We start from the raw sequence: 25,998 nt of genomic DNA on the forward strand, positions 1-25,998 counted from the left end.
CGAGCGGGCAAGGCGGAGGCAAAGCCGAGAGACCCCCGCCGAGCGGGCAAGGCGGAGGCAAAGCCGAGAGACCCCCGCCGAGCGGGCAAGGCGGAGGCAAAGCCGAGGGGACCCGCCAAACAGGCGAGATGGAGGCGAAGCCGGGAGGTCCCCGCCAGGCGGGCAAGGTGGAGGCGAAGCCGAGGGGACCCGCCGAGCGGGCAAGGTGGAGGCGAAGCCGGGGGGTGCCCGCTGGGCGGGCGAGGGCGAGTGGTCCCGCACCTGGCAGGGAGCGCAGCGACCGGTCTCGGCGGGAGCGACGGTCAGCACCATGCAACCAGGCACGACACGACCTGGAATTTGATCTTGCCCCGATCCCCGCCCCGACCCCCACCCCCCCCCCGACCGACAGCGTGAATTCGATTTCTCACATAGCTTCAAAGCGGGAGCCGGGTAGGCAACAATGTTACCGGCGAGTAGCATGGAGTCCCCGCCTGCAAGGAGGCTTGTTGTGCCCCGAGTAAGCCGCGAGGTCGTCTTCGTCGACGGCGTCCGCACCCCGTTCGGCAAGGCGGGCGGCATGTATGCCGAGACCCGCGCCGACGATCTGGTGATCCGCTGCATCCGCGAGTTGATGCGGCGCAATCCGCAGCTGCCGCCCGAGCGGGTGGACGAGGTGGCCATCGCCGCCACCACGCAGATCGGCGACCAGGGCCTGACCATCGGCCGGACCGCCGCGCTGCTGTCCGGGCTGCCCAAGACCGTGCCCGGCTACGCCATCGACCGGATGTGCGCCGGCGCCATGACCGCGGTGACCAACGTCGCCGGCGGCATCGCCATGGGCGCCTACGACGTCGCCATCGCCGGTGGCGTCGAGCACATGGGCCGGCACCCGATGGGCGAGGGCGTCGACCCCAACCCGCGGATCCTGGCCGAGAAGCTCGTCGACCCGTCCGCCCTGGTCATGGGGGCCACCGCGGAAAACCTGCACGACCGGCTGCCGGGCATCACCAAGGAGCGGGCCGACGCGTTCGGGCTGGCCTCGCAGGAGAAGACCGCCAAGGCGTACGCGAACGGCAAGCTCCAGCCCGACCTGGTCCCGGTGGCCGTGCGCGACGCCGAGCAGGGCTGGGGCCTGGCCACCGCCGACGAGGCGCCGCGGGAGACCTCGATGGCCAAGCTCGCCGGCCTCAAGACCCCGTTCCGCCCGCACGGCAAGGTCACCGCGGGCAACGCGGCCGGCCTCAACGACGGCGCCACCGCGGCCCTGCTGGCCAGCGAGGACACCGCCCGCGAGCTGGGCCTGCCGGTCGCCATGCGGCTGGTCAGCTACGGCTTCGTCGGCGTCGAGCCCGAGGTCATGGGGTACGGCCCGATCCCCTCCACCGAGAAGGCGCTGCGTCTGGCCGGGCTGACCATCGACGACATCGGCCTGTTCGAGCTGAACGAGGCGTTCGCGGTGCAGGTCCTGGCGTTCCTCGATCACTTCGGCATCGCCGACGACGACCCGCGGGTCAACCCGTGGGGCGGCGCGATCGCCATCGGCCACCCGCTGGCCAGCTCCGGCGTGCGGCTGATGACCCAGCTGGCCCGGCACTTCGAGGAGCACCCCGAGGTGCGGTACGGCATCAACGCCATGTGCATCGGCATCGGCATGGGCGGCACTGTGATCTGGGAGAACCCCCACTGGGAAGGTGCGGACAAGTGACCACGGCTCTGCCTGAATACCCGAACGAGGTCGTGACCAAGGCGCTGCTGCGTCTCGTGAAAGTGCCGGGGCTGGACAGGCCCGCCGCGCTGATCACCCTCGACAACGGCCTGGACTACAAGAAGCCGAACAGCTTCGGCCCGGCCGGGCTGCGCTCGCTCGACGAGGCGATCACCAAGGCCACCGAGGCTGAGCCGGCGTTCATCGCGCTGACCGGCAAGCCGTACATCTTCTGCGTCGGCGCCGACATCACCGGCATGCCGTTCATCACCCAGCGGGAGCAGGCCGTCGCCCTGGGCGAGCTGGGGCACGCGGTCTTCGCCCGGCTCAAGAACAGCAGCATCCCGACGTTCGCGTTCATCAACGGCGCGGCACTCGGCGGTGGCCTCGAGGTCTCGCTGCACTGCCACTACCGCACGGTGTCGACCGGGGCCGCCGCACTGGGCCTGCCCGAGGTCGCGATCGGCCTGGTCCCCGGCTGGGGCGGCAGCCAGCTGCTGCCCAACCTGATCGGCGTGCCGGGCGCGGCCCAGGTGATCCTGCAGAACCCGCTGACCCAGAAGGTGCTCCGGCCCAAGCAGGCCCGCGAGCTGGGCATCGCCGACGAGCTCTTCGAGGCCGCCGACTTCCTCGAGCGCTCGCTGGAGTGGGCCACCGGCGTCGTCAAGGGTGAGGTCACGGTTGAGCGCCCCGAGGTCGACAAGGACATGTGGGAGGGCGTGCTCTTCTTCGCCAAGCAGCAGCTCGACGAGCGCCTGCACGGCGCTGTCCCGTCGGCCAACAAGGCTCTCGAGCTGCTCGCCCTGGCCAAGGACGCCTCGTTCGAGGACGGCACTGCCGCGGAGACCGAGGCGCTCGCCGACCTGATCATGGGCGACGAGTCCCGCGCCAGCCTGTACGCGTTCGACCTGGTGCAGCGCCGCGCGAAGCGCCCGGTGGGTGTGCCGGACAAGTCGCTGGCCCGCAAGGTCACCAAGGTGGGCATCGTCGGCGCCGGCCTGATGGCCTCGCAGCTGGCCCTGCTGTTCGCCCGCCGCCTGCAGGTGCCGGTGGTCATGACCGACCTGGACCAGACCCGGGTGGACAAGGGCGTCGACTACGTCCGCGGCCAGATCGACAAGATGGTCGGCAAGGGCCGGATGGACGAGGGCACCGCGGCCAAGCTGCGCGGCCTGGTCAGCGGCTCGGTCGACAAGTCCGTCTTCGCCGACGCCGACTTCGTGATCGAGGCCGTCTTCGAGAACCTCGACCTGAAGAAGCAGATCTGGGCCGAGCTGGAAAAGATCGTCACGCCCGAGGCGATCCTGGCGACCAACACGTCCTCGCTGTCGGTGACCGAGATGGCCGCCGACCTCGAGCACCCCGAGCGGGTCGTCGGCTTCCACTTCTTCAACCCGGTCGCGGTGCTGCCGCTGCTCGAGATCATCAAGGGCGAGCGCACCGACGACGCGACGCTGGCCACGGCGTTCGCGGTCGGCAAGGAGCTGCGCAAGTCGTCGGTGCTGGTCAAGGACGCCCCGGCGTTCGTGGTCAACCGGCTGCTGACCCGCTTCACCAGCGAGGTCTTCAGCGCGATCGACGCCGGCACCCCGCTGGACGTGGTCGACACGGCGCTGGACCCGCTGGGCCTGCCGATGCGCCCGATCGCGCTGCTCCAGCTCGTCGGCCCGGCGGTCGGGCTGCACGTGGGCGAGACGCTGCACCGGGCGTTCCCGGACCGGTTCGGCGACAGCCCCAACCTCCGCAAGATCGTCGACGCCGGCCTGCCGCTGATGGTCGACGACGAGATCAACCCCGAGGTGGTCAAGCTGGTCGAGGGCGGCTCCGCCCCGCTGACCGGCGACGAGGTACGCCGCCAGGCGCTGGACGCGCTGGCGCAGGAGATCCGGCTGATGCTGGACGAGGGTGTGGTGGCCGAGGCGCAGGACATCGACCTGTGCATGCTGCTGGGCGCCGGCTGGCCGTTCCACCTGGGCGGCGTGACGCCGTACCTGGACCGCAGCGGCACCTCCGAGCGCGTGACCGGCAAGCGTTTCCTGCCGCCGGGCGTGGCGAGCGTGCCCGCCTGACGCGCTGTCCGTGAACGGACCGACGTCCCCGCGCCTGCCCCTTGGCGCGGGGACGTCTTCCGTACCAGCGGCAACCAGCCGGTACGCCGATGACCACCGGCCCCGGCCGACGACTAGGCTCCGACGTGCTGTAGCCCGATCGATGGAGCGTTGATGTCGCAGCCGCCGAACCAGCCCTACTCGGGCCAGCCCCACCCCGGCCAGTCCCAGCCCGGGCCGCCCTACCCGGGCCGACCCCAGCCGGGTCAGGCTTATCCGGGCCCGTCACAGCCCGGCCAGCCCCAACCTGGGCAGGGTTATCCTGGCCAGCCGCAGCCCGGGCAGGGCTATCCGGGGCAGCCGCCGGGTGGTGAGCAGCCCTGGTCGAGTCCGCCGGGATCGGGTCAGCCGTACCCGGGTCAGCCGGGGTATCCCGGTCAGCCGTACCCGGGCCAGCCGAACCCCGACGTGCCCGCCTCCGTGCCCCCGCAGCCGGGTCATCCCCCGCAGCCGGCCTACGGGCCGCCGTCGTACCCCCCGCCGGACTACACCCAGGTCGACTACAACCAGCCGGAGTACGCCCAGTCCGGCTACCAGCAGCCGGGTTACCCGCAGCCCGGCTACCCGCAGCCCGGGCCGATGCCGGGCTTCCCGCCGCCGAAGAAGAAGTCGCGGGCGCTGCCGATCACCCTGGTGTCGATCGCGCTGGTGCTGGTCCTCTGCGTCGGTGGCGGCACCGCCGTCTACCTGGCCGGCCGCAACACCGCCGAGGGCATCGCCGACGTGATCTCCTCAGCCGCTCCGACGACCCAGCCGCCCCGGCCGACCGAGCCGGCGACGCCCACCGCCACCATCAGCATCGTCGAGCCGAAGACGCTCGGTGGCCGGCCCAAGGTGACCGATCCGGCCTTCGCGGACCGGGTCGAGCAGCTGGAGAGCAGTCTCGCGCTGGTGCCCGGCGCCACCCAGACCGTCGGTGCGCTCTACGGCACGCCGGCGAAGCAGGACATCGTCGTGGTGGTGGCGGCCAAGACGCTGGTGCCCGACCCGAAGAAGGAGCTGGACAGCGCCTTCACCGGGCGGGGGGTTTCCGAGCTGAAACTGACCGGTGTGGCCAGCATCCCGGCCGGACCGCTCGGTGGCGCGGCGAAGTGCGCCAAGGGCAACGCCGGCGGGGCACCCCTGGTGATGTGCGGCTGGGCGGACGAGGGCAGCTCCGGCCTGGTGTTCTGGTACTTCACCGCGCTGAGCGACGCCAAGAAGGAGTTCATCAAGCTACGGGGCCAAGTCGAGAAGAAGTCAAACTGACACGCCGATAGGCCGCGTCACACGTTCGCATCACTCCTGACACGAACGCGACGCGGTCTATCAGGTTGCGCTCATCGATGCCGTACCGAAACATCGACGCGACAGGATGATCGGCCGGGTCCCGCACGGGTCCCGGTTCTTCGTTTCGAGCTGGCAAGGAGCGTCCGGTGGTACTCCCGCAACTTCGCCGTGTCCGCTGGGCCGTGCGAGCGACCCTGGTCCTGGGCGTCGCGGCCTCCGTGGTCGCGAACATTCTGCACGCCCTGGACAACCCGATCAGCCAGGCGATCGCCGCCTGGCCGCCGCTCGCCCTGCTGCTGACGGTCGAGCTGATCTCGCGGGTCCCGGTCCACCGCCGCTCCCTGGCCTTCGCCCGCCTGATCGCCACGGCGACCATCGCGGGCATCGCAGCCTGGGTCTCCTACTGGCACATGGCGGGCGTAGCAGCCCGCTACGGCGAAACCGGCGCCTCCCCCTACCTCCTGCCCCTGTCGGTGGACGGTTTGATCGTCGTGGCCAGCATCTGCCTCGTCGAACTGGCCGGCCGCATAACCGCCCTGGAGACCGAAGCCCGGGCCACCGACACCCGGCCGACAACTCCCCCGGCCGACACCCCCGTGGCCGGCACTCAGGTGGCCGGCGCCCAGGTGGCCCAGGACGGCGGCCGCGACGACAGCCTGGGCGTGCCCGGCCTGATCCCTGTGCCCTCGGCCGCCAACACCCGCCGCGGCCCCACGACAACGGCAGCACTTGCCGAAGTAGCGGCAGCACTGCCACGCAAGACGCTGCCGAAAACCCGCGGCGCCGAGGTCTCCGCCTTCGCACCCACCCTGACCCGCCAGGGCAGAGTCACGGCACCGGCATCGGCACCGACCACCAAGGCCACCGCCGCCAAGACCCCCGCCACCAAGACCGTCGCGCCCAGGGCCACCAAGCCCACCAACGATGCGAAGCCCCCGACCAGATCCCGCCGGACCCCGGTCCAGACCCTGGAGGCGGCCGCGAAGATCCAGGCCGCCCACCCGGCCATCACCGAAGCCGACCTGGCGGCGCAACTGGGCATCAGCGTCTCCCGCTGGCGCACCATCCGCCGCCAAGCAGACCAGACCGACCTGCGCCTCGCGGCCTGAAAAGGATCCCCCAGCAAGACCGGCACAGGTTTTGGGGGCGGGGATGGACCACGCAGATATCAAGCCTGACGAGCTGCGTGGGCCATCCCCGCCCCCAAAACCTCACCCAGGCGCGACCCCAAGCCCCTTGGCCCGAGGAACGGTAGCGGAAGCGGCAACAACGGGAGTGGTGTCAGCCGCCGGCAACCGCACGGTGACCTCCAACCCGCCACCGGCCTGGGCAACCGCCGACACAGTCCCGCCGTGAGCGTCACAAACCGCCCGGACGATGGACAGCCCCAGACCGGACCCCCGGGACCCGGTCCGCTCCCATCCGCCCCGGCGGAACGGCTCGAACAACCCCGGCACATCCCCCGCTTCCACCTCGTAGCCGGTGTTCCCCACCACCAGCCGGGCGTGCCCGTCCTCGTTCTCGGTGCGCAGCCAGAGCTTGCCCATCAGGTGGTTGTAGCGGATCGCGTTCTCGATCAGATTGCCGGCGAGCCGGTCCAGCAGGCTAGGGTCGCCGACCACCGGCGCCGCCTGCAGGTCGGTCGTCACGTCGAGTTTCATCCGTTCCGCTTCGGCCTTGACCGCTGACAGCGCGTTGTAGACGCTGGTCGCCAGGTCGGCCGGCACCTTGCGGACCAGCCGCCGCCCGGACTGGGCCTCGCTGCGGGCCAGCACCAGCAGCGCGTCGACCAGGCCGTTGGCGCGTTCGGAGGCGTTGCGGACGACCTTGGCCATCCGGCGGTATTCGGCCACGTCGGCCTCGTCGTCGCTGAGCGTCACGTCGATCTCGGTGCGCATGACCGCCAGCGGGGTGCGCAGCTCGTGGGACGCGTTGGCGACGAAGCGTTTCTGGGATTCGAACGCCCCGGCCAGCCGGTCGAGCATCGCGTCGAAGGTGCGGGCCAGCTCGGCCACCTCGTCGTCCGCGCCGGAGTAGCGGATGCGCTGGTCCAGCGTCTCCTCGCCGAGGCGCTGGGCGGTCGCCGTCACGAAGTGCAGCGGGCGCAGCGCCCGGCCGGCCACCGCGTACGCGCCCGCGATGCCGATGATGCCGATGGCGAAGAGCGCGATCAGGCCCTTGATCAGCAACTCCTGGGACGCCCGGTCGACCAGCTGGGTCTGCCAGGTGAGCGCGTCGAGGCGGTTGCCGTTGTCGAGCACCACCTGGGTGCCGGGCTGCAGCTGGTCCGACGGGTGCAGGGCGTCGCCGACGAGCAGCCAGGCCAGCAGCACCAGGATCGCGCCGGCGCCGACCAGCAGGATGCCGTTGAGCAGGGTGAGCCGCAGCCGCAAGGTGGGCCGCAGCCGCATCTTCTCGCGCCGGCTGGCGTAGACCGTCATACCGCGCCGCCGGCGGGCAGCACCACGACGGGTTCGGGCACTCGGTAGCCGGCGCCGACCACCGTCTCGATCAGCGGCGGGTCGCCGACCTTCTTGCGCAGGGTCATCACCGTGACGCGGACCGTGGTGGTGAACGGGTCGGTGTTGGCGTCCCAGACGCGTTCGAGCAGCTCCTCGCTGGAGACCACCCCGCCGCGGGCCTTGAGCAGCTCCTCGAGGACGCCGAACTCCTTGTTGGTCAGGTCGATCGGGGCGCCGCCGCGGGTGACCACCCGGCGGGCCTGGTCGAGGATCAGGTCGCCGACGGTCAGCACCGGCGGCGCGGCCGGGGTGGCCCGCCGGCCGAGGGCCTGGACCCGGGCCACCAGCTCCTCGAACGCGAACGGCTTGGGCAGGTAGTCGTCGGCGCCGAGCTGCAGCCCCTCGACCCGGTCGGCCACGGTGACGCTGGCCGTGAGCATCAGCACCCGGGTCAGCGCCCCGGAGGCGACCAGGGCGGCGCAGATCTCGTCGCCGTGCATGCCGGGCAGGTCCCGGTCCAGCACGACGACGTCGTAGCGCGTCACGTACGCCATCTCGTGCCCGGTCAGTCCGTCGTACGCGACGTCGACCGCCATCCCCTTGCGGCGCAGCCCCCGGGCGATCGCGTCACAGAGGTTCCGCTCGTCTTCCACCACCAGCACGCGCACCCGGGGCCCTCCGCGTTCGAAAAATGTGGATCCACCGCACAGCCTTGCCGCCGGCCCGTAAAGAGGCCGTGAGTGCAGGCTACCGGGCAGTTACTACTCGGTCAGGGGCCAGATTGCGACGGCGGCGTCGATGCGGCGGCAGACGAGCACGTCGGTCGTGGCCTGGCAGTCGCCGGAGACGGTGGTGGCCGTGCCGAGCACCCGTACGGTGAGCCGCGCCGGGTCGAGCAGCGCGTAGAAGACGACGTCGTCGCCGATGCGCTGCCGCAGCCCGACCACAGTCCCGTCGGCCCGGGGTGGCCCGGCGGCCCGCCAGGCGCCGAAGTCGCCGTGCACGGCACCCGTGCCCGGCTCGACCACCGCCAGCGGGTAGCTGCCCTCCAGCCCTTCGTTGCCACTGACCAGCAGATACGTCCCGGCTTCGGCGGCTGTCGTCCAGCGCTTCTCGGTCCAGCGCAGCCGGCCGGTGCCGGGGTCGAGGGCCTGCACCCCGCCGCGGTATCCGAAGACGCAGATGGCGTCGAGGCAGTCCTGCACCCAGCGCCCGGACAGCTCGACGGTGCTGTGCCAGCGCGGGACGAGCCCGGCCAGGGTGTACGCGGTGATCCCGCCGAGCCCGCCGATGAGGACCAGGTCGCCGGTGGGCCACACGGTGATGCCGCGCCGGGACCAGCCGGACGGCGCGTCGGCGTCGCCCTCGGTGACCAGGGTGCCGGTCGCGGTGTCGCGGACCTCGATGTGGCCGTCCGTGGTCGCCGTGATGAGCCGGTGCGGAAAGCCGTCGGTGACGGCGGCCGGGGTCGTGTAGCCCTGGGACGGCTGCTCGAAGGACCAGCGGGTGCGTCCGGTGACCAGGTCGAGACCGAACCAGTGCAGGTCGCCGTACTGGGGGCTGTTCTCCCGCAGCAGCACCAGGTGGTCCGGCACCGAGACGCTCAGCAACCGGGCCGGGGCCCGCCAGAGCGCCCGGTCGGTGCCGGCCGTCAGCGCCACCGTCGCCTCGGCGCCGACGGTGTCGACCTGATACGACACCAGCACCGTCGACCCCACCGAGGTGACCTGGAAGATCGCCCCGGTGACGGCGACCGTGGTCCGCGACTGCAGTCCCCCGGCCGGCAGCGCGTACGTGCTGACGATCTTGTGCTGGATCGCGGGGTCGTTGCTCTCGGGGCCGGCACTGACGACGTAGAGGCGGTCCTGTTCGACGAACATGTTGTCGCCGAGGCGGGCCGGCACGATGACCGGTCCGACGGGGGCCGCCCGGGCCGCCGCGCCGCCCAGGACGACCAGCAGGACGGTGGACAGGGCAGCCAGAGCGGCCCGGAAGCGGTGCGGCCGGTTGCGGGACGCCACGGTCTCGCTCGGCAGCGTGCCGTGCTGCTCGCCGAGGTCGATCAGGACGTCGCCCACGCCGTCATTGTGCGCCCGGCAACCGGTTTCCGCGTGGGTCAGGCGCGAAAGGCCCACACCTCGACCCGGTCCCCCACCCGGCAGGCGACCACTCCGGGGGCGGCCTGGCACTGCACGGTCATGTCGGGCAGGCGGCCCAGCAGCTGAACCTCGGTGGCGCCCGGCCGGAGCAGACCGAAGGCGGTGGTCCGGTCCCTGTTCAGGTGGCTCAGCAGGAAGGCGCCGCCGGCCTGCACCGGGAACTGGTACTGCCACGGGGAGAGGTCGATCAGCGGCCGGCCGGTGCCGGCGTCGGCGGTCCGCACCGGAGTGGTCATCCCCTGCAGTTCGAGCACCGCGTCGGGGCCGAACGCGATCAGGTCCGTGTCGGCGATCCGCCAGCGGTCGGCACCGGTACGCGGGTCCAGCACGACCAGTTCCTCGACCTTGCTGACGCAGAGCAGCCCGGAGCAGACACTGGAGTTGCCGGCCGGGTCCGGTCTGTTCTGCCGCCAGAGCTCCGCCAGAGTGTCCAGCGCGTACGCGATCACCGGCCCGCCCGTGCCGAAGGAGCCGTAGTGCACCAGCACCGTGTTCCCGACGACCTCGCCCGCCTCGGCCCGTACGCCGTCGAGCAGGGGCACGGCCCGCTCCCGCAGCACCTCACCGGTCGCCGGGGAGATCAGCCTCAGCTTGTCGGAGGAGAGCACCACCACGCCGTTGCCCGGGTCGGCCGTCCAGGCGGTGAAGACCGAGCCCGGGAAACTGAGCGTCCACCGCCGGGTCCCGGTGCTGAGGTCGAGGCCGCGCAGCTCCGTACGCCGCGCCGGCTCGGTGTGCAGGGACCCGCTGTTGGTGCCGTAGAGCTGGCCGGGGTCGCCGGACGCCGGGTCGTACTCGGTGCCGGGGCGGAAGATCTCCTCCTCCACGTACGCGACCGTGTCGCTGACCGGCTGCACGGCCACCGGTGATGTCCATCGCACGGCTCCGGTGCGGGCGTCGAGCACGGTGACGCTGCGCCCGGCGCGCACCACGGTGATGTCGGGTGTCGCCTCGGCCACGAAGAACGGGTCCTCGTTCGTGCTGCTCCGGTGGCTCCAGAGCCGGCGCAGCGGCTGGGTCTGCCAGGCGGTGAGCGTCCGTGGCTGGGCGTCGAGATCCATCGCGTACAGGATGCCGCCGATCAGCTGGTGATCGCCGCTGGCCGGGACCGGCACCGCGCCGACGCGCTGCCAGATCGTGGCGGCCGGCGGAGCCGCGCCGCCGAGCGCGAACAGGAGCAGGGCAGCCAGGGCGAGACCGGCGCGGCGGTAGAAGTACGCGGGCGGCGGCGTGGCCGGAGCGGGCGGAGCCGGGGTCTCGAGGCTCAGCTCGATCAGCGCCACGCTCACTCCTTCCGCCGGTAGGCCCACACCACCAGTTCACCGGTCGACTCCCGGCAGACGAGCCGGTCGGGCACGGACTGGCAGTCGCCGGTGCCGGCCGGCAGATCGGCCAGCAGCTCCGGTCGCGCGCCACCGGGGGCGGCGACCGCGACCATGGTACGGCTTCCCGAGTCGACCAGCCTGGTCACGAGCAGGTGGTCGCCGCCGCCGGGGCCGGAGACCAGCCGCCAGCCGTGCAGGTCGACCAGCACCTGCCCGGTCGCCGGATCGATCATGCCGACCGGGTCCGTCTCCCCGGCCGGCGTCCCGTACGCGATGACCGTCGCACCCCGCTGCTCGATGCTGCGCCAGCCGGGCTGGAACCAGCGCTGGAGGCCGCCGCCGGGCTCGACGGCGCGCACCCCGTCCGGTCCGGTGAGGCAGATGAGCGTTCCGCAGGGGCTGACCCCGAACGCGAACCCGGCGGGCCGGCTCCAGCGCTGGTGCAGCGTCACCGGGTCGAAGGCGGTGACCATCCGGCCGGTGGGAGTGGGGTGCCGCAGCACCAGCAGCCCGCCCGCGACGCTGGGGTTGTCGGGGCCGTAGTCGGCGGGCGGCAGCTCGGCGCTGGTGAGCAGGCGGCCGGTGTCGAGGTCGTGCACGGCGGCGGTGCGGTTGTCGTGCATGAGCAGCATCCGTGGCCCGCTGTCGTCCGGCCCCGGCACGCCCATCAGCACGGCGGTCGAGGGGACGGGCACCTGCCAGCGGGTGGTGCCGGTGGCGGGCCCGACCGCGTCGACCGGACCCTGCACCCGTCGTCCCGAACCGGAGCTGCGGACCCCGGAGACCGCGAGCAGGGCGCTGGAGCCGGGGATGGTGACGACGTTGCCGGAACGCCGCCACTGGGCAGCGCCGGTCCGCAGCGAGACGGCCGTGGTGCCCGGGTCGCCTTGATTGCCCGACCACGGCCGCATCAGCACCAGATCGGCGCCGGTGCGCAGCCGGTACGTCGGCGACGCGGAACCGGCCTGCCAGTTGAGCCGCCCGTCACCCAGGTCGTACGAACTGAGCGTCCCGTAGGTCTGCGCGAGCAGGTCGCCCCGATCGGTCAGTGTGTACGGATCGGCCGGGCCGAACGGCAGCGTCAGCACGGCCGTCAACGCGGGTGGTGGCGGCGCCGCCGAGGCCGCTGACGACAGCAGCACGATGACCGCCAGCAGCACCGGGGCGAACCAGTCCGGCGTGGTGGAGCGAGCCGGCCGGGCGTACTCCTCCGGCTCGCCCCGGGCCAGGCCGAGATCGATGATTACCGTATTGCCGCCGAATGTCTCCGCCGCCATGCCCCAAAGGTAACGGGCAGATAACGAAATGGCTCGTTGACCTTCAGCGGCCGGGCGCTCAGCGCTGTGGCTGGTGCTCCGCGGCCGGGTCCTCCAACTGCGAGACCCACTCGGTCACGTCGCGGGCGACGTCCTGCGCCGTGAGACCCAGCGCGGCGAGGATCTCGGCGCGGCTGCCGTGCGGGTGGAAGCCGGCCGGCACCCCCAGGTCACGCAGCGGCACGTCGACGCCGGCGTCGCGCAGGGTGCTCGCGACGGCCTCGCCCACGCCACCGGCCCGGATGCCGTCCTCCAGGGTCACCACCAGGCGGTGCCCCCGGCTCAGCCCGGCCAGCTCGATCGGCACCGGGCGGACCCAGCGCGGGTCGACGACCGTGACGCCGTACCCCTGCTCGGCGACCCGCTCGGCGACCTCCATGCCCAGCTTGCCGAACGCGCCCACCGCGACCAGCAGGATGTCCTTGCGCTCGTCCTCGCGCAGCACGTCGACCGGGCCGACCCGGCGCAGCGCCGGGAGGTCGGCCGCGACCGAGCCGGTCGGGAAGCGCACGATCGTCGGGCCGTCGTCGACGGCGACCGCCTCGCGCAGCTCCTCGCGCAGGGTGGCGGCATCGCGCGGGGCGGCGATCCGCAGGCCCGGCACGGCGCCGAAGACGCTCATGTCCCAGATGCCGTAGTGGCTCGGGCCGTCCGGGCCGGTGATGCCGGCCCGGTCCAGCACGATGGTCACCGGCAGCTCGTGCATCGCGACGTCCAGCAGGACCTGGTCGAAGGCCCGGTTGAGGAACGTCGCGTAGACGGCGACCACCGGGTGCAGGCCGCCCATGGCGAGACCGGCGGCGGAGGTGACCGCGTGCTGCTCGGCGATGCCGACGTCGTAGGTGCGCTCGGGATACTTCTTCTGCAGGGCGACGATGCCGGTCGGCTCGGCCATCGCGGCGGTGATGCCCACGATGTCGGGCCGCTCGTCGGCGATGGCGACCAGCTCGTCGGCGAAGACGTTGGTCCACTTCACCGAGGGCTTCGCGGTGAGCACGCCGGTCTGCGGGTCGAACGCGCCGGGGCCGTGCAGGCAGTCGGCCTCGTCGTCCTCGGCCGGGCGGTAGCCGTAGCCCTTGCGGGTCACGGCGTGCACGATGACCGGGGCGTTGAAACCCTTGGCCCGGCGCAGCGCCGACTCCATGGCCTGCACGTCGTGCCCGTCGACCGGCCCGATGTACTTGATGCCGAGGTCCTCGAACATCGGCTGCGGGCTGACCGCGTCCTTGATGCCCTTCTTGACCGCGTGCAGCACCTCGTAGACCGGCTTGCCGACCACCGGGGTCGAGCCCAGCGCGTCCTTGACCAGGTCGAGCACCCGCTCGTAGCCGGGGTTGAGGCGCAGCGTGGAGAGATGGTCGGCGAACCCGCCGATGGTCGGCGCGTACGAGCGGCCGTTGTCGTTGACGATGATGACCACGCGGTTCTTGGCCGCGGCGATGTTGTTGAGCGCTTCCCAGCACATGCCGCCGGTGAGCGCGCCGTCGCCGACCAGGGCCACCACGTGCCGGTCCTCGCCGCGCAGCGTGAACGCCTTGGAGAGGCCGTCCGCGTACGACAGGGCGGTGGAGGCGTGCGAATTCTCGATCATGTCGTGCTCGCTCTCGGCCCGGCTCGGGTAGCCGGAGAGGCCACCGCGCTGCTTGAGCCGGTCGAAGCCGTCCTGACGGCCGGTCACCATCTTGTGCACGTACGCCTGGTGGCCGGTGTCGAAGAGCACCCGGTCGCGCGGGGAGTCGAAGACCCGGTGCAGGGCCAGCGTGGTCTCCACGACGCCGAGGTTGGGGCCGAGGTGGCCGCCGGTGCGGGAGACCTTGACGACCAGGAAGTCGCGGATCTCCGCGGCGAGCAGGGTCAGCTGATCGGGATCGAGGCGCTTGAGATCGCCGGGGGTCTTGATGCCCGGGAGGATGCCGGCCGTCGTCTGATCACTGCGCTCGCTCATGAGGAGTCAGTCTATCGGCGGATCGCCCGCGCGCATCCGGCGCAAACGGTCACAGAGACGTCCTCCACAAAACCTGCACAAGCGGCTCGTGGTGACTCAGATCACGTTCTCCGGTAGGAAGGAGCCATGACCGTCGATGCAGCCAGCCCTCCGCGGCGTCGCGACCGCAGCCACATCCTCTACATCTCCGTGCTGGTGGCGATGGCCCTGGGCATCGCGGTCGGCTTCCTCTTCCCGGAGCTCGGCAAGGACCTGCGCCCGCTGGGCACCGGCTTCGTCGCGCTGATCCAGATGATGATCGCGCCGGTGATCTTCTGCACGATCGTGCTGGGGGTCGGCTCCATCCGCAAGGCGGCCCAGGTCGGCAAGGTCGGCGGGCTGGCCCTGGGGTACTTCCTGATCATGTCCACGGTGGCGCTGGCCATCGGCCTGGTGGTGGGCAACATCCTGCACCCCGGCGCCGGGCTCAACCTCAGCCAGGAGCTCGCCGAGACCGGTGCCGCCCAGGTCAGCGGCGAGGCCGAGTCCGGCGTCGAGTTCGTGCTCGGCATCATCCCGCCCTCGCTGCTCAACGCCATCGCCACCCGGGAGATCCTGCAGACGCTGCTGGTCGCCCTGCTGGTGGGCTTCGCCGTGCAGTCGATGGGCGCGCGCGGCGAGCCGGTCATCCGGGCCGTCTCGGTCTTCCAGCGGCTGGTCTTCAAGATCCTGGCGATGGTGATGTGGCTGGCCCCGATCGGCGCGTTCGGCGCGATGGCCGCCGTGGTCGGCGCGACCGGCGTCGACGCGCTCAAGAGCCTGGCCGGCATCATGATCGGCTTCTACGTGACCTGCCTGCTCTTCGTCTTCGTGGTCCTGGGCGTGCTGCTCCGGCTGGTCGCCCACATGTCGATCTTCAAGCTGCTGCGCTACCTGGCCCGCGAATTCCTGCTCATCCTGTCCACCTCGTCGTCGGAATCGGCGCTGCCCCGGCTGATCGCCAAGATGGGCCACCTGGGCGTCAGCCGCCCGGTGGTCGGCATCGTGGTGCCGACCGGCTACTCGTTCAACCTCGACGGCACCGCGATCTACCTGACCATGGCCTCCCTGTTCATCGCCGACGCGCTGGACAACCCGCTGTCGGTCGGCGAGCAGATCTCCCTGCTGCTGTTCATGATCCTGGCCTCCAAGGGTGCCGCCGGGGTCACCGGCGCGGGCCTGGCCACCCTGGCCGGCGGCCTGCAGAGCCACCGCCCGGACCTGGTGCCCGGCGTGGGGCTGATCGTCGGCATCGACCGGCTGATGTCCGAGGCCCGCGCGCTGACCAACTTCGCCGGCAACGCGGTCGCCACCGTGCTGGTCGGCACCTGGACCCGCGAGATCGATCAGGACCAGGCCCGACGGGTGCTGTCCGGCGAGGCGCCGTTCGACGAGACCACCTACGACGACGACCCGCACGACACCCATGAGCCCCGCGACGAGGAGCGCGCGGCCGAGCCGGCCGCGGAGCGGCCCTAGGCCGCCGCGGGCACCAGCAGGGCGACGCACTCGATGTGCTGGGTCATCGGGAAGCAGTCGTACGCCCGCAGCTCGGCCAGCTGCCACCCCTCGGCGGCGAAGGTCTGCACGTCCCGGGACAGCGCGGCCGGGTCGCACGCCACATAGGCCACCGCGCGCGGGCCGGCCGCTGTGATCGCCCGGACCACCTTCGCGCCCGCGCCGGTCCGGGGCGGGTCCAGCACCACCAGGTCGACCGGACCGGTGACCCGGCGCCGGGCCAGGGCCACGTCCACCTTGGCCGACACCACTTCGACACCGGTGAGGTCGGCCAGGTTGGTGCGGGCCGCCGCCACTCCCACCGCCGCCGACTCGACGACCGTGGTGCGGGCCCGGGTGCGCTCGGCCAGTGCGGCGGCGAACAGGCCGGCACCGCCGTACAGGTCCCAGGAGATCTCGCCCTCGGCCGGCTGGAGCATCTCCAGCACCGCGCCCACCAGGGTGTCCGCGGCCGCCGGATGCACCTGCCAGAAACCCTCCGGCGGCACCCGCCACTCCCGGCCGGCGGCCAGCTCACGCACCTCGGCCGGGCCCTCGATCAGCACCGGGGCGCTGCCGGTGTGTTCGTCGAGCAGCGAGTCGCCGACCGGCACGGGCTCCGGCGCGGCGACCGTGCCGTTGCCGCCCGGCGTGCGGGCGCCGGGCGGCACAGTCCCGGCCGCCTCCAGCAGCGGGGCGGCGGCCGGTCGGGCCAGCACGCTGACGTCCCCGCCGGTCGACGCGACCACCTCGACGGCGGCCGCCTCCGGCCACAACCGGCCGGTCACGTCGAGCTTCTGCAGGTCCGGGTGGGCGATGAGGCAACGATCGACGGGTACGACCTCATGCGACCGGTGCTGCAGCAGCCCGGGCCGGCCGGCGGCGTCCACCGCGTACCGGACCCGCGACCGCCAGCCCAGCGGGCCGCCCGGCAGCGGCCGGACGCGGACGTCCAGCTCGGTGATCCGTTCCCCGCTCAGGCCGCCCATCCGGCCGAGCAGCTCCTTGACGACGGCGGTCTTCCACTCCAGCTGCGCTTCGGGCGCCACGTGCTGCAGGTCGCAGCCACCGCAGCCACCGGGATGGGCGAACGCGCACGGCGGCGTCACCCGCTCCGGCGCGGCCTCGTGGATCTCCACCGCGTCCCCGCGCAGGTAGCCCTTGTGCAGCTCGGTCAGCTCGACCGTGACCCGCTCCCCCGGCAGCGCGTGCCGGACGAACACCACCCGGCCGTGCGGGCCGCCGATCCGGGCCACGCAGTGCCCGCCGTGCGCGGGCGCACCGACGGTGACCTCGACGCGGTCACCCTCGAACAGTTCGTCGCTCACTTCGGCTCTTCCGGGGGGTCGGCGGCCGGTGTGCCGGCCGGCACACCGCTGGGACGGGTACGCGGACCGCGGGCCGGCGCGCGGCTCAGGTCCCGGTCCAGCCGGTCGAGGTCGCGGTCCTGGCTCGACTGCAGCTGCCACGGGACGCTGGTCACCATCACCCCGGGCTCGAACAGCAGGCGGGTCTTGATCCGCAGCGCGCTCTGGTTGTGCAGCAGGTTCTCCCACCAGCGGCCGACCACGTACTCCGGGATGAAGACCGTGACCACGTCGCGCGGCGAGCCGCGGCGCACGCTCTTGACGAAGTCGATGATCGGCCGGGTGATCTCCCGGTACGGCGAGTCCACCACGGTCAGCGGCACCGGGATCTGCCGGCGTTCCCACTCGGCCTGGATCGTCCGGGTGTCCTTGTCGTCCACGTTGACCGTGACCGCGGTCAGCGTGTCCGGCCGGGTCGCCTGGGCGTACGCCACCGCCCGCAGGGTGGGCTTGTGCACCTTGCTGACCAGCACGACGGCGTGGTTGCGGGACGGCAGCACCGGCCGCTCGTCACTGGGCTCGAGCTCCTGCGCGATGCGTACGTAGTGCTTGCGGATGCCCAGCATGCCGGCGTAGATGACCAGCATGGCGACGATCGCGATCCACGCGCCGAGCAGGAACTTGGTGATCAGCACGACGATCAGCACGGCGCCGGTCAGCGCCATGCCGAAGGTGTTGATCGCCCGCGAGCGCATCATCCGGCGCCGGGCGCCGGGATCACGCTGGGTGCGCAGCAGCCTGTTCCAGTGCCGGATCATGCCGGCCTGCGACAGCGTGAAGGACACGAAGACGCCGACGATGTAGAGCTGGATCAGCCGGGTGACCTCGGCCTCGAAGGACACGATGAGCACCATGGCGGCGACGGCCAGGAAGATGATGCCGTTGCTGAACGCCAGCCGGTCCCCGCGGGTGTGCAGCTGGCGCGGCAGGTAGCGGTCCTGGGCCAGGATCGAGCCGAGCACCGGGAAGCCGTTGAACGCGGTGTTGGCCGCCAGGAACAGGATCAGGGCGGTGACCGCGCCGACCACGTACAGCAGGATCGAGCCGCTGCCGAAGACCGTCTCGCCGAGCTGGGCGGTCACCGTCTTCTGCACGTAGTTGGGCGGCCCGCCGACGATCTGCACCAGCGGGTCCTCGACGTACTGCAGGTGGGTGGCCCGGGCCAGCATGATGATGCCGAAGAGCATGACGATCGCCAGGCCGCCCAGCAGCATCAGCGTGGTCGCGGCGTTCTTGCTCTTCGGCGGCTTGAACGCGGGCACGCCGTTGGAGATGGCCTCGACCCCGGTCAGCGCGGCACAGCCCGAGGAGAAGGTCCGCAGCAGCAGGAAGACGAAGGCGAAGCTGGTCAGGTGGTGGGTCTCGGCGTCGATGACGATGTCGGCGCTGGGCGCGCGCAGGTCCTGCCCGAGGATGAAGACCCGGACCAGGCCGGTGGCGATCATCCCGAGCATGACCACGATGAACAGGTACGTCGGGACGGCGAACGCGGTGCCGGACTCGCGCAGCCCACGCAGGTTGAGCGCGGTCAGCACGGCGATGGCCGCGAGCGCGATGCCGATCTTGTGCTCGGCCACGAACGGCACCACCGAGCCCAGGTTGGACACGCCGGCGCTGACCGACACCGCCACGGTGAGGATGTAGTCGACCAGCAGCGCGCTGGCCACCGCGACCCCGAAGCGCGGCCCGAGGTTCACCGTGGCGACCTCGTAGTCGCCGCCGCCGGACGGGTACGCGTGCACGTTCTGCCGGTAGCTGGCCACGACGGTGACCATGACGATCGCGACCGCCAGGGTGATCCAGGGCGAGTAGAAGAACGCCCCGGCCCCGGCGATGGACAGCGTCAGCAGGATCTCGTCGGGCGCGTACGCGACGCTGGACAGCGCGTCCGAGGCGAAGACGGGCAGCGCGATCCGCTTGGGCAGCAACGTGTGCTGCAACCGGTCGGAACGGAACGGCCGGCCGAGCAGGAGCCGCTTCGCTAAGGACGTCGAACTTGCCACAAGCGCCAAGCGTACGGCTGTGCACGCCACGCCGTCGGCCGCCCCGGCCAACGGCCGTCGCCGCCGCATGGCACGCTCTGCCTAGGTACGCATCCAGCGGGAAGGCGCAAAACCTTGCACGTGGTGATCATGGGCTGTGGCCGGCTCGGCTCCACCCTGGCGAACAAGCTCGACGCGCGCGGCCACTCGGTCGCCGTGATCGACCAGAACGCCGACGCCTTCCGCAGGCTGGGGGCCGAGTTCGGCGGCATCACGGTGACCGGGATCGGCTTCGACCGCGAGGTGCTGCGCTCGGCCGGCATCGAGCGGGCCGACGCCTTCGCCGCGGTGTCCAGCGGCGACAACTCCAACATCATCTCGGCCCGGCTGGCCCGCGAGACGTTCGGCGTGTCGCGGGTCGTCGCCCGCATCTACGACGCCAAGCGGGCCCAGGTCTACGAGCGGCTGGGCATCCCGACCGTGGCGACCATCCGCTGGGCCGCCGACCGGATGGTGCGCCACCTGGTCCCGGAGGGCACCGTCGAGGTGTTCCGCGACCCGACGAGCTCGGTGTCGATCGTCGAGGCGCCGCTGCACCGCGACTGGGTCGGGCAGACGCTCGCCGCGCTGGAGGAGGCCACCGGCGCCCGGGTGGCGTACCTGATGCGGTTCGGGATCGGCTCGCTGGCCACCCCGTCCACCGTCCTGCAGGACGGTGACCAGGTCTTCATGCTGGTCACCGACGACATCGTCGCCGACGTGCTCGCGAGCGCCGCGGGCTCCGGGCTGGGGGGTCACTGACCATGCGGATCGCCATCGCGGGCGCGGGCAACGTGGGCCGCTCGATCGCCCAGGAACTCATCGGCAACGGCCACCAGGTGATGCTCATCGAGCGTCAGCCCCGCCAGCTGCGGCCCGAGCGGGTGCCCGAGGCCGAGTGGGTGCTGGCCGACGCGTGCGAGGTCAGCAGCCTGGAGGAGGCCGACGTGGCCAACTGCGACGTGGTCGTGGCGGCCACCGGCGACGACAAGGCCAACCTGGTCTGCTCGCTGCTGGCCAAGACCGAGTTCGCGGTCAACCGGGTGGTCGCCCGGGTCAACCGGGCCGAGAACGAGTGGCTGTTCACCGAGCAGTGGGGCGTCGACGTCGCGGTCAGCAAGCCGCGGCTGATGGCGGCGCTGGTCGAGGAGGCGGTCACCGTCGGCGACCTGGTCCGGATCATGACCTTCCGGCAGGGCGAGGCCAACCTGGTGGAGATCACCCTGCCGCCCACCGCCCCGTACGTCGGTGAGCCGGTGCGCTCCGTGCCGATGCCGCGCGACTCCGCCCTGGTGGCCATCCTGCGCGGCAAGCGCGTGCTGGTCCCCACGCCGGACGACCCGCTGGAGGCCGGCGACGAGCTGATCTTCGTCTGCACCTCGGAGGTCGAGGACGCGGTCCGCGCGGTGGTGCTCGGCAACACCCGCGAGCTGGGTTAGGAGGCCTCCGCCGCCTCGGCCTCGGCCGCCTGCGCGGAGGTCACCCGATGCACCGCCCAGGCGGTGAAGGCGAAGGTCGCGGCGTAGATCGGCCAGCTGATCAGGATCCGGACCACGCCGATCGCGTTCGCCTGGTCGGCCAGGTAGAGCCAGCCCTGCACGCCCGCGCGGATGAACAGCGACGCCGCCCAGACCAGGGTCAGCCACTGGAAGGTACGGAACAGGCGGGGGTTGTCGAACCAGTCGTGCTTGCCGCCGTTGGCCAGCACGCCCCAGACGTAGCCGATGATCGGCCGGCGGACCGCCACCGAGGCGATCAGGACGACCACCTGGCCCAGGGTCAGCAGGATGCCCGGCAGGTAGAAGTTCTTGGCGTCACCGGTGCGCCAGGCCAGGAACGCACCGATCGCGATGCCGAACAGCCCGTTGACCGCGTGCCGGATCGGCTGCTTGCGGGTCAGCCGGTAGATCCCGATGGCCAGGGCCGAGCCGACGCTGCCGGCGATCGCCCAGTACAGCGCGGTCTTCTTGGCCAGATCCAGCCCGGCCTCACCCAGCAGCACGTTGAGCACCACGAACGCCAGCACCGGCACGCTGGACTCGATGAGCCCGCGGACCCCGCCCAGCTGCTCGGAGATCTGCTCGCTCATCGACGGGAAGGACTCCTCGGGCTCCTCCGTCCGGCCGGCCGACGGCAGCACCGGCGGCGGATCGAGCTCGTCGACGAACTCCCCGACGAGTTCCTCGACGACCTCCTCGGCGACCCGGTCCTCCACTGACTCGTGCGCGGCGTGACGGGGTTCGCTGCCGGGTGTCACCGGGGCGCCTCCAGCTCGTAGTACGGGTTGTAGATGACCTTGCGGTCGTCGCGCAGGGCGATCCGGCCGCGGGCGGTGAGCTGACGACCCGGTTCGATGCCGACGATGGAACGGCGGCCCAGGAAGACGAGCGTGACCACGTCGCTGCCGTCGTAGAGGTCGGCCTCGAGCGTCGGCAGGTTGGTGCGGGGAGTGTACGCCACCGTGCGCAGCCGGCCCGACACCGAGACGACCTGACCCCGATGGCACTGACCGGCGGGCATGGCACCGCACTTGGCACTGTCGCGCTGCAGCTCCTGCGCGTCCAGCTCGGCCTCGGACGCGGTCAGCCGTTCGAAGAACCGGCGCAGCCCGGTGCGCTCATCGGTCGACATGACCTCGTGCCACCCTCTCCTCGGCGAACCGTGGAAACGCGCCGGCGGGGGTACCGGCGGACGGCACACAGTGTGGGCAGGTGCCGCAAGCCCACGGTACGCCGGAAGCGGCCCCGGTGACGTACCTCACCGGGAGCCGTTCCGATCAATGCGCGTGGCGGCCGTTCGTGCCGGGGAACTGCTCGTTCACGGCCACGTCGGGCGGAGTCGGGTCCTCGCGGTCGGCGGCGTGCTCCTCCGCGTGCTCGGCCATCTCGCGCGGCAACCGCAGCGGCAGCGCCTCACGCACCGGCCGTGCCTCGTCGTCGCGGACCACGACCAGGCCGCGCAGGCAATCGCCGAGCACGCCCTCCTGTCCCGGGTCAGCGGCGGCCAGCCCTTGGAACAGGGCGCGGACCATCCAGCGCGGGCCGTCCACCCCGACGAACCGGACATCCGCCGGCCCCTCGGGCGTGTTGACCCGGGCGGCCAGCTCTACGCCGTACGGCCCGTCGAACTCCTGGGGCGCGGCGCCGTCGGACTTCATCGCCGCGGCGATCTCAGCGCGCACCTCGTCCCAGATGCCCTCGCTGCGCGGCGCGGCGAAGACGCCGAGCTGCAACGCGCTGTTGCCGTGCACGAGCACGATCTGCTCGACGCCGCCGTCCGGGTTGGCCTGCACCCGCACCTCGACGCCCTCGATCGCCGGGATGAGCAGGCTGCCGAGATCCAGCCGCTGCACACCCTCGGGCGCCTGCCTGCTGTCGTACGGGCCGAACTCGGGCGCCGGCCCGTCGCCCATGCTCTTGGCGAGCGCCGCCGACTGGGGAGCGTCGTCCGGGCGCACGTGCTTCGGACCGCCGCGCTTGCGGGAGAACATCTGCGTTGCCACCTTCTTCGTCCTAGAACTGCTGCTGCGCGGGCTTCATCGCCGGCCCGGCCCGGTCGGCAGAGCCACGTGCCCGCCGGTCGAGCCGTGCCCGCCCGCACCCCGGGAGGTGCCGTCGAGCTCGTCGACCACGTGGAACACTGCCCGTTCGACCCGCTGCACGACCAGCTGGGCGATCCGGTCGCCCCGGGAGATCTTCGCCGTCGCGGCCGGGTCGTGGTTGACCAGGTTCACCAGAATCTCGCCCCGGTAACCGGCGTCGACCGTACCGGGCGCGTTGAGCACCGTCACGCCGAGGCGCACCGCGAGACCGGAGCGGGGATGCACCAGGCCCACGTAGCCCTCCGGGAGCGCGATCGCCAGCCCCGTCCGCACCAGGAGGCGGGCGCCGGGAGCGAGCTCCACGTCCTCGGCGGCGTACAGGTCGGCGCCCGCGTCGCCCGGGTGGGCGTAGGCCGGCAGCGGCAGGTCGGGGTCGAGCCGGCGGACCTGGATGTCCACGGGTTCGGTCACGGTAGCGGTCCTCACGATCGGCGTCGGTCCTGCGGGCGGGCGAGCGGCACCCACCCTGCCATCCTGCCGTCGCCGCGGACGGAGGCGCGCCGTACCCTCACCAGGGTGACATCCGAGGCCTCCGCACGCACGGCGGCGCCGCGTCCGGCGTACGCCGAGCGCCTGCACATCCCGTGGCTCGCGTGGCCGGGCTGGCTGCTGGTGGCGGCCCTGCTCGCCGCCGAGATCTGGATGGGCAGCACCGGCCTGCGCGCCTGGGTGCCGTTCGCCGTACTGCTGCCGCTGACCGTCTTCCTGCTGTGGCGGGCCGACCGGATCCGGGTCGCGGTCACCGCGACGGAGCTCCAGGTCGACGACGCCCGGCTGCCGCTGAACGTGATCGCCGACGTGATCCCGCTGGACGCGGCGGGCAAGCGGGAGGTGCTCGGCGTGGGCTCGCACCCGCTGGCCTTCGTGGTGCAGCGGCCCTGGATCAAGGGCGCGGTGCAGGTGCTGCTGGACGACCCGGCCGATCCGACCCCGTTCTGGGTGGTCAGCTCCCGGCACCCGGTCGAGCTGGCCACGGCACTGCTGCGCGCTAGGAGCTGATCTCCCGGCGTTCACCCTCGATGACGGCGGGCCCCTGCCGGCGCAGGTCCTTGACGAGTTTGTCGCCGAGTGAACGGGTCGCCCGCCGGTTGAGGTAACTCGCCACGGCCGCGCCGGTGAGCAGCGGGCCGAGCGTGGTCAGGTTGCGTCCGAAGCGGCGCAGCAGAGTGCCCTGCAGCTCCTTGCGGGCCGCGGTGCCGAGCACGGTGGCGACCCCGACGCCGGGCACCAGCGGATTGACGCCGCGCTGGCCGGACCAGGACTGGATCAGGGCGGTCGCACGCTCGACGGCGCTGCCGGTGACCGGGCGGCCGTACACCTCGTGCAGCTCGCCGAGCAGCTTGAGCTCGATGGCCACGACGGCGACGGTCTCGGCGGCCAGCAGGACGGGGGCCGAGAGCAGGGTCGGTGTGGCAGCCCATTCGAGAGAAGCGACACCGCCACCGGCGGCGCCCACCCCGGCGGTCGCCCGGGCGGCGTTGCGGATCAGCCGTTCGGCGAGCTCGTCGCCGTCCAGCCCGTCGTAGTGGCGGCGCAGAGTGGCTCGGTCGCGGACCGGCACGTGCGGTGCCACGTCGGCGACCACGTCGGCCATCCAGCGCAGGGCGGCCTGCGGCCGGAACAGCTGGCCGAGACCGCGCCGGCGGACATCGCCGACGAGCCGGCCGAGCAGGCGCCGGCGACCGGCCGGTTCCAGGTCGTCGGCGGTCAGGGCGGCCACGGTCGCGCCGATCCCGGCGTCCCCCGGGTCGGTCGACCCGTGGCCGGCAGGCTCGGCGGGGTCGACCTTGATGAGCTCACGCCCCGGTTCCGCGGACTGTGCCGTGTTGTCGTCTGGGCGGCTCATCGTCGACCTCCCCGTGTCTGCCGTTGGCTTCGATACGGTCAGCCTGATACCCGGTGGAGCGGCCGGGGCAAACCGGCTACCGGGGCGTCAGGGGTCGGTACATGACCCGGCCGTCGGACGACGACCGGGGATTGCCCTGCTCGCGGGCGCGCCGGTCAGGCGCACTCGCGGCAGATCAGTTCCCCGTTGCGTTCCACCGCGAGCTGGCTGCGGTGATGCACGAGGAAACAACGGGCGCAGCGGAACTCGTCGGTCTGCATCGGCAGCACCTTGACGGTCAGTTCCTCGTCGGCCAGGTCAGCACCGGGGAGCTCGAAGCTCTCCGCCACCTCGACCTCGTCGACGTCCACTGCGCCCGACTGCGAGTCGGCGCGGCGGGCCTTGAGCTCCTCGAGGCTGTCCTCGCCGAGGTCGACCTCGTCGCGACGCGGGGCGTCGTAGTCGGTGGCCATCGGTTTTCACTCTCCTGTATCGATGTGTCACTTGGCGTTAGTAACGCCAGCGACGGCGTTTCGGTTCCCGGGTGCGACGGACTTTTTTCCCCGATCTGAAACAGGGATCGCCCGTCCGCCGGGGCGCCCCCACCCCCTCGTGAAACTGCCCCGGCAAACGCGGCACCTTACCGCCCTCGCGCGTGGCTTGTACGCGCGCGGGCGGCCAATTGTTCCCGATGTGACCGAGGCGACATCAAGGTAGGGGTCGCAGCCCGTGGATCATCGTCGCCGCGCCGGGAACATTCCCTCTTTCCGCAGGCTTGGCGTGCAGACGCTAACCTCACCGCATACTCCGTCCGGCACCGGACGGTGGTCGATCGAGCTGACCCCGGGAGCCAGTTCCATGAGCTTTGCCCGCGTCCGAGCGCTCGTCGTGGTCGGCGTGCTCGCCGTGGCCGCGGTGGTCTTCGTCGTCGTGGCGTTGGTCCGCGACACGCAGGGCGACGCGGTCGCCGGCGGCTGCCCCGACGGCTCGGTGATGGCGAACCTGACCCTGCCCGACGACCCAGAGCAGGTCACCGTGCGGGTCTTCAACGGCACCAAGACCCCCGGGCTGGCCGACAGCGTGACCAACGAGTTCAAGAACCGGCGCTTCAAGACCCAGAAGCCGGCGGAGAACAAGAAGAAGGTCGAGGACGTCGCGGTCATGCGGTACGGCCCCGAGGCGGTCGGCTCGGCCTGGCTGCTGCGGGCGTACTTCCTGAACCAGGCCGAGCCGCAGTACGACCCCAAGCGCAAGGGCGCGGTGGTCGACGTGGTCGTCGGCAAGGGCTTCCAGCAGCTCGCCACCACCACCGAGGTCAACCAGTCGCTGGTCGAGCTCGGCGAGCCCGAGCTGCCGCCGGGCGCCTGCGCGGCTCCCAAGAAGGACTCCTGACCCGGC

Annotated in this window: 24 protein-coding genes; 9 read left to right on the forward strand and 15 right to left on the reverse strand. The window is 71.9% G+C overall.

The window, feature by feature from the left end; genetic code table 11:
- Positions 1-490 precede the first annotated feature (490 nt).
- On the forward strand, positions 491-1,687 hold the full coding sequence (locus AB0C12_RS18950) for a thiolase family protein (RefSeq protein ID WP_360549574.1): 1,197 nt from the start codon (positions 491-493) through the stop codon (positions 1,685-1,687).
- An 8-nt stretch (positions 1,688-1,695) separates the two neighbouring features.
- Positions 1,696-3,756 (forward strand): 3-hydroxyacyl-CoA dehydrogenase NAD-binding domain-containing protein, encoded by a 2,061-nt coding sequence (locus AB0C12_RS18955; protein WP_360550525.1) that lies wholly within the window; start codon positions 1,696-1,698, stop codon positions 3,754-3,756.
- A 264-nt stretch (positions 3,757-4,020) separates the two neighbouring features.
- Here the strand turns inward: AB0C12_RS18955 and AB0C12_RS18960 are convergent, their stop codons facing one another.
- Positions 4,021-4,236, reverse strand: coding sequence for a hypothetical protein (locus AB0C12_RS18960; protein WP_360549576.1), 216 nt, complete (start codon positions 4,234-4,236; stop codon positions 4,021-4,023).
- On the opposite strand from AB0C12_RS18960, the gene AB0C12_RS18965 reads away from it, so the two are divergent.
- Together AB0C12_RS18965 and AB0C12_RS18970 are read left to right on the forward strand one after the other, a co-directional pair.
- On the forward strand, positions 4,216-5,043 hold the full coding sequence (locus AB0C12_RS18965; RefSeq protein ID WP_360549578.1) for a hypothetical protein: 828 nt from the start codon (positions 4,216-4,218) through the stop codon (positions 5,041-5,043). The two genes, AB0C12_RS18960 and AB0C12_RS18965, sit on opposite strands and share 21 nt — an antisense overlap.
- A 167-nt stretch (positions 5,044-5,210) precedes the next feature.
- Complete coding sequence (locus AB0C12_RS18970) at positions 5,211-6,173, forward strand: DUF2637 domain-containing protein (protein WP_360549580.1); 963 nt, start codon at positions 5,211-5,213, stop codon at positions 6,171-6,173.
- Positions 6,174-6,275: 102 nt separating this feature from the next.
- Here the strand turns inward: AB0C12_RS18970 and AB0C12_RS18975 are convergent, their stop codons facing one another.
- The 6 genes from AB0C12_RS18975 to dxs form a co-directional block, all read right to left on the reverse strand.
- On the reverse strand, positions 6,276-7,505 hold the full coding sequence (locus AB0C12_RS18975; protein ID WP_360549582.1) for a HAMP domain-containing sensor histidine kinase: 1,230 nt from the start codon (positions 7,503-7,505) through the stop codon (positions 6,276-6,278).
- Positions 7,502-8,194, reverse strand: coding sequence for a response regulator transcription factor (locus AB0C12_RS18980; RefSeq protein WP_360549584.1), 693 nt, complete (start codon positions 8,192-8,194; stop codon positions 7,502-7,504). The genes AB0C12_RS18975 and AB0C12_RS18980 overlap by 4 nt, the downstream gene beginning before the upstream one ends.
- A gap of 93 nt (positions 8,195-8,287) precedes the next feature.
- A complete protein-coding gene (locus tag AB0C12_RS18985; RefSeq protein WP_360549586.1) occupies positions 8,288-9,604 on the reverse strand; it encodes a hypothetical protein in 1,317 nt (438 codons plus the stop codon).
- Positions 9,605-9,642: 38 nt separating this feature from the next.
- On the reverse strand, positions 9,643-10,968 hold the full coding sequence (locus AB0C12_RS18990; RefSeq protein WP_360549588.1) for a PQQ-binding-like beta-propeller repeat protein: 1,326 nt from the start codon (positions 10,966-10,968) through the stop codon (positions 9,643-9,645).
- Positions 10,969-10,970: 2 nt separating this feature from the next.
- A complete protein-coding gene (locus tag AB0C12_RS18995; RefSeq protein ID WP_360549590.1) occupies positions 10,971-12,287 on the reverse strand; it encodes a PQQ-binding-like beta-propeller repeat protein in 1,317 nt (438 codons plus the stop codon).
- Positions 12,288-12,345: 58 nt separating this feature from the next.
- Positions 12,346-14,271 (reverse strand): 1-deoxy-D-xylulose-5-phosphate synthase, encoded by a 1,926-nt coding sequence (gene dxs, locus AB0C12_RS19000; RefSeq protein WP_360549592.1) that lies wholly within the window; start codon positions 14,269-14,271, stop codon positions 12,346-12,348.
- Between the two features lie 126 nt (positions 14,272-14,397).
- On the opposite strand from dxs, the gene AB0C12_RS19005 reads away from it, so the two are divergent.
- A complete protein-coding gene (locus AB0C12_RS19005) occupies positions 14,398-15,768 on the forward strand; it encodes a cation:dicarboxylase symporter family transporter (protein WP_360549594.1) in 1,371 nt (456 codons plus the stop codon).
- Here the strand turns inward: AB0C12_RS19005 and AB0C12_RS19010 are convergent.
- Both AB0C12_RS19010 and AB0C12_RS19015 read right to left on the reverse strand, forming a co-directional pair.
- Positions 15,765-17,114 carry a TRAM domain-containing protein gene (locus AB0C12_RS19010; protein WP_360549596.1) on the reverse strand — a complete coding sequence of 450 codons (1,350 nt, stop codon included), beginning with the start codon at positions 17,112-17,114 and terminating at the stop codon, positions 15,765-15,767. The two genes, AB0C12_RS19005 and AB0C12_RS19010, sit on opposite strands and share 4 nt — an antisense overlap.
- Positions 17,111-19,156, reverse strand: a complete 2,046-nt coding sequence (locus AB0C12_RS19015) for an APC family permease (protein ID WP_360549598.1) — start codon at positions 19,154-19,156, stop codon at positions 17,111-17,113. Before AB0C12_RS19015 ends, AB0C12_RS19010 begins: the two co-directional genes overlap by 4 nt.
- 114 nt (positions 19,157-19,270) lie before the next feature.
- On the opposite strand from AB0C12_RS19015, the gene AB0C12_RS19020 reads away from it, so the two are divergent.
- The gene (locus tag AB0C12_RS19020; RefSeq protein WP_360549600.1) at positions 19,271-19,936 is read left to right on the forward strand and encodes a TrkA family potassium uptake protein; all 666 of its coding nucleotides are present in this window, start codon (positions 19,271-19,273) and stop codon (positions 19,934-19,936) included.
- The gene (locus AB0C12_RS19025) at positions 19,933-20,613 is read left to right on the forward strand and encodes a TrkA family potassium uptake protein (protein WP_360550527.1); all 681 of its coding nucleotides are present in this window, start codon (positions 19,933-19,935) and stop codon (positions 20,611-20,613) included. Before AB0C12_RS19020 ends, AB0C12_RS19025 begins: the two co-directional genes overlap by 4 nt.
- Here AB0C12_RS19025 and AB0C12_RS19030 read toward each other — a convergent pair.
- From AB0C12_RS19030 to dut, 4 genes are all read right to left on the reverse strand, one after another.
- The gene (locus AB0C12_RS19030) at positions 20,610-21,431 is read right to left on the reverse strand and encodes a DUF3159 domain-containing protein (RefSeq protein ID WP_360549602.1); all 822 of its coding nucleotides are present in this window, start codon (positions 21,429-21,431) and stop codon (positions 20,610-20,612) included. The genes AB0C12_RS19025 and AB0C12_RS19030 overlap by 4 nt on opposite strands.
- Positions 21,428-21,805, reverse strand: a complete 378-nt coding sequence (locus AB0C12_RS19035; protein ID WP_360549604.1) for an OB-fold nucleic acid binding domain-containing protein — start codon at positions 21,803-21,805, stop codon at positions 21,428-21,430. The genes AB0C12_RS19030 and AB0C12_RS19035 overlap by 4 nt, the downstream gene beginning before the upstream one ends.
- A gap of 145 nt (positions 21,806-21,950) precedes the next feature.
- Positions 21,951-22,664 carry a DUF3710 domain-containing protein gene (locus AB0C12_RS19040; protein WP_360550529.1) on the reverse strand — a complete coding sequence of 238 codons (714 nt, stop codon included), beginning with the start codon at positions 22,662-22,664 and terminating at the stop codon, positions 21,951-21,953.
- 45 nt (positions 22,665-22,709) lie between these two features.
- Positions 22,710-23,201 (reverse strand): dUTP diphosphatase, encoded by a 492-nt coding sequence (gene dut, locus AB0C12_RS19045; RefSeq protein ID WP_360549606.1) that lies wholly within the window; start codon positions 23,199-23,201, stop codon positions 22,710-22,712.
- A 90-nt stretch (positions 23,202-23,291) separates the two neighbouring features.
- Here dut and AB0C12_RS19050 point away from each other — a divergent pair, with 90 nt between their 5' ends.
- Positions 23,292-23,774, forward strand: a complete 483-nt coding sequence (locus tag AB0C12_RS19050; protein WP_360549608.1) for a DUF3093 domain-containing protein — start codon at positions 23,292-23,294, stop codon at positions 23,772-23,774.
- On the opposite strand, the gene AB0C12_RS19055 is transcribed toward AB0C12_RS19050, so the two are convergent.
- Both AB0C12_RS19055 and AB0C12_RS19060 read right to left on the reverse strand, forming a co-directional pair.
- On the reverse strand, positions 23,764-24,621 hold the full coding sequence (locus tag AB0C12_RS19055; protein ID WP_360549610.1) for a hypothetical protein: 858 nt from the start codon (positions 24,619-24,621) through the stop codon (positions 23,764-23,766). The genes AB0C12_RS19050 and AB0C12_RS19055 overlap by 11 nt on opposite strands.
- Positions 24,622-24,776: 155 nt before the next feature.
- Positions 24,777-25,073 carry a DUF4193 domain-containing protein gene (locus AB0C12_RS19060; RefSeq protein WP_023561654.1) on the reverse strand — a complete coding sequence of 99 codons (297 nt, stop codon included), beginning with the start codon at positions 25,071-25,073 and terminating at the stop codon, positions 24,777-24,779.
- Positions 25,074-25,458: 385 nt separating this feature from the next.
- On the opposite strand from AB0C12_RS19060, the gene AB0C12_RS19065 reads away from it, so the two are divergent.
- Positions 25,459-25,992: a LytR C-terminal domain-containing protein gene (locus AB0C12_RS19065; RefSeq protein ID WP_360549612.1), complete on the forward strand. Its 534-nt coding sequence runs from the start codon at positions 25,459-25,461 to the stop codon at positions 25,990-25,992.
- Positions 25,993-25,998 lie beyond the last annotated feature (6 nt).

Origin of the sequence: Actinoplanes sp. NPDC048967, from assembly GCF_040649415.1 — a bacterium.
Classification (GTDB): domain Bacteria; phylum Actinomycetota; class Actinomycetes; order Mycobacteriales; family Micromonosporaceae; genus Actinoplanes.

Coding starts and splice junctions, on each gene's coding strand:
- AB0C12_RS18960 (WP_360549576.1), bottom strand. CDS start 4,236: ATGACCCGGCTGCGGGGGCACGGAGGCGGGCACGTCGGGGTTCGGCTG.
- AB0C12_RS18975 (WP_360549582.1), bottom strand. CDS start 7,505: ATGACGGTCTACGCCAGCCGGCGCGAGAAGATGCGGCTGCGGCCCACC.
- AB0C12_RS18995 (WP_360549590.1), bottom strand. CDS start 12,287: ATGGCGGCGGAGACATTCGGCGGCAATACGGTAATCATCGATCTCGGC.
- dxs (WP_360549592.1), bottom strand. CDS start 14,271: ATGAGCGAGCGCAGTGATCAGACGACGGCCGGCATCCTCCCGGGCATC.
- AB0C12_RS19005 (WP_360549594.1), top strand. CDS start 14,398: ATGACCGTCGATGCAGCCAGCCCTCCGCGGCGTCGCGACCGCAGCCAC.
- AB0C12_RS19035 (WP_360549604.1), bottom strand. CDS start 21,805: ATGTCGACCGATGAGCGCACCGGGCTGCGCCGGTTCTTCGAACGGCTG.
- AB0C12_RS19040 (WP_360550529.1), bottom strand. CDS start 22,664: ATGTTCTCCCGCAAGCGCGGCGGTCCGAAGCACGTGCGCCCGGACGAC.
- AB0C12_RS19055 (WP_360549610.1), bottom strand. CDS start 24,621: ATGAGCCGCCCAGACGACAACACGGCACAGTCCGCGGAACCGGGGCGT.
- AB0C12_RS19060 (WP_023561654.1), bottom strand. CDS start 25,073: ATGGCCACCGACTACGACGCCCCGCGTCGCGACGAGGTCGACCTCGGC.
- AB0C12_RS19065 (WP_360549612.1), top strand. CDS start 25,459: ATGAGCTTTGCCCGCGTCCGAGCGCTCGTCGTGGTCGGCGTGCTCGCC.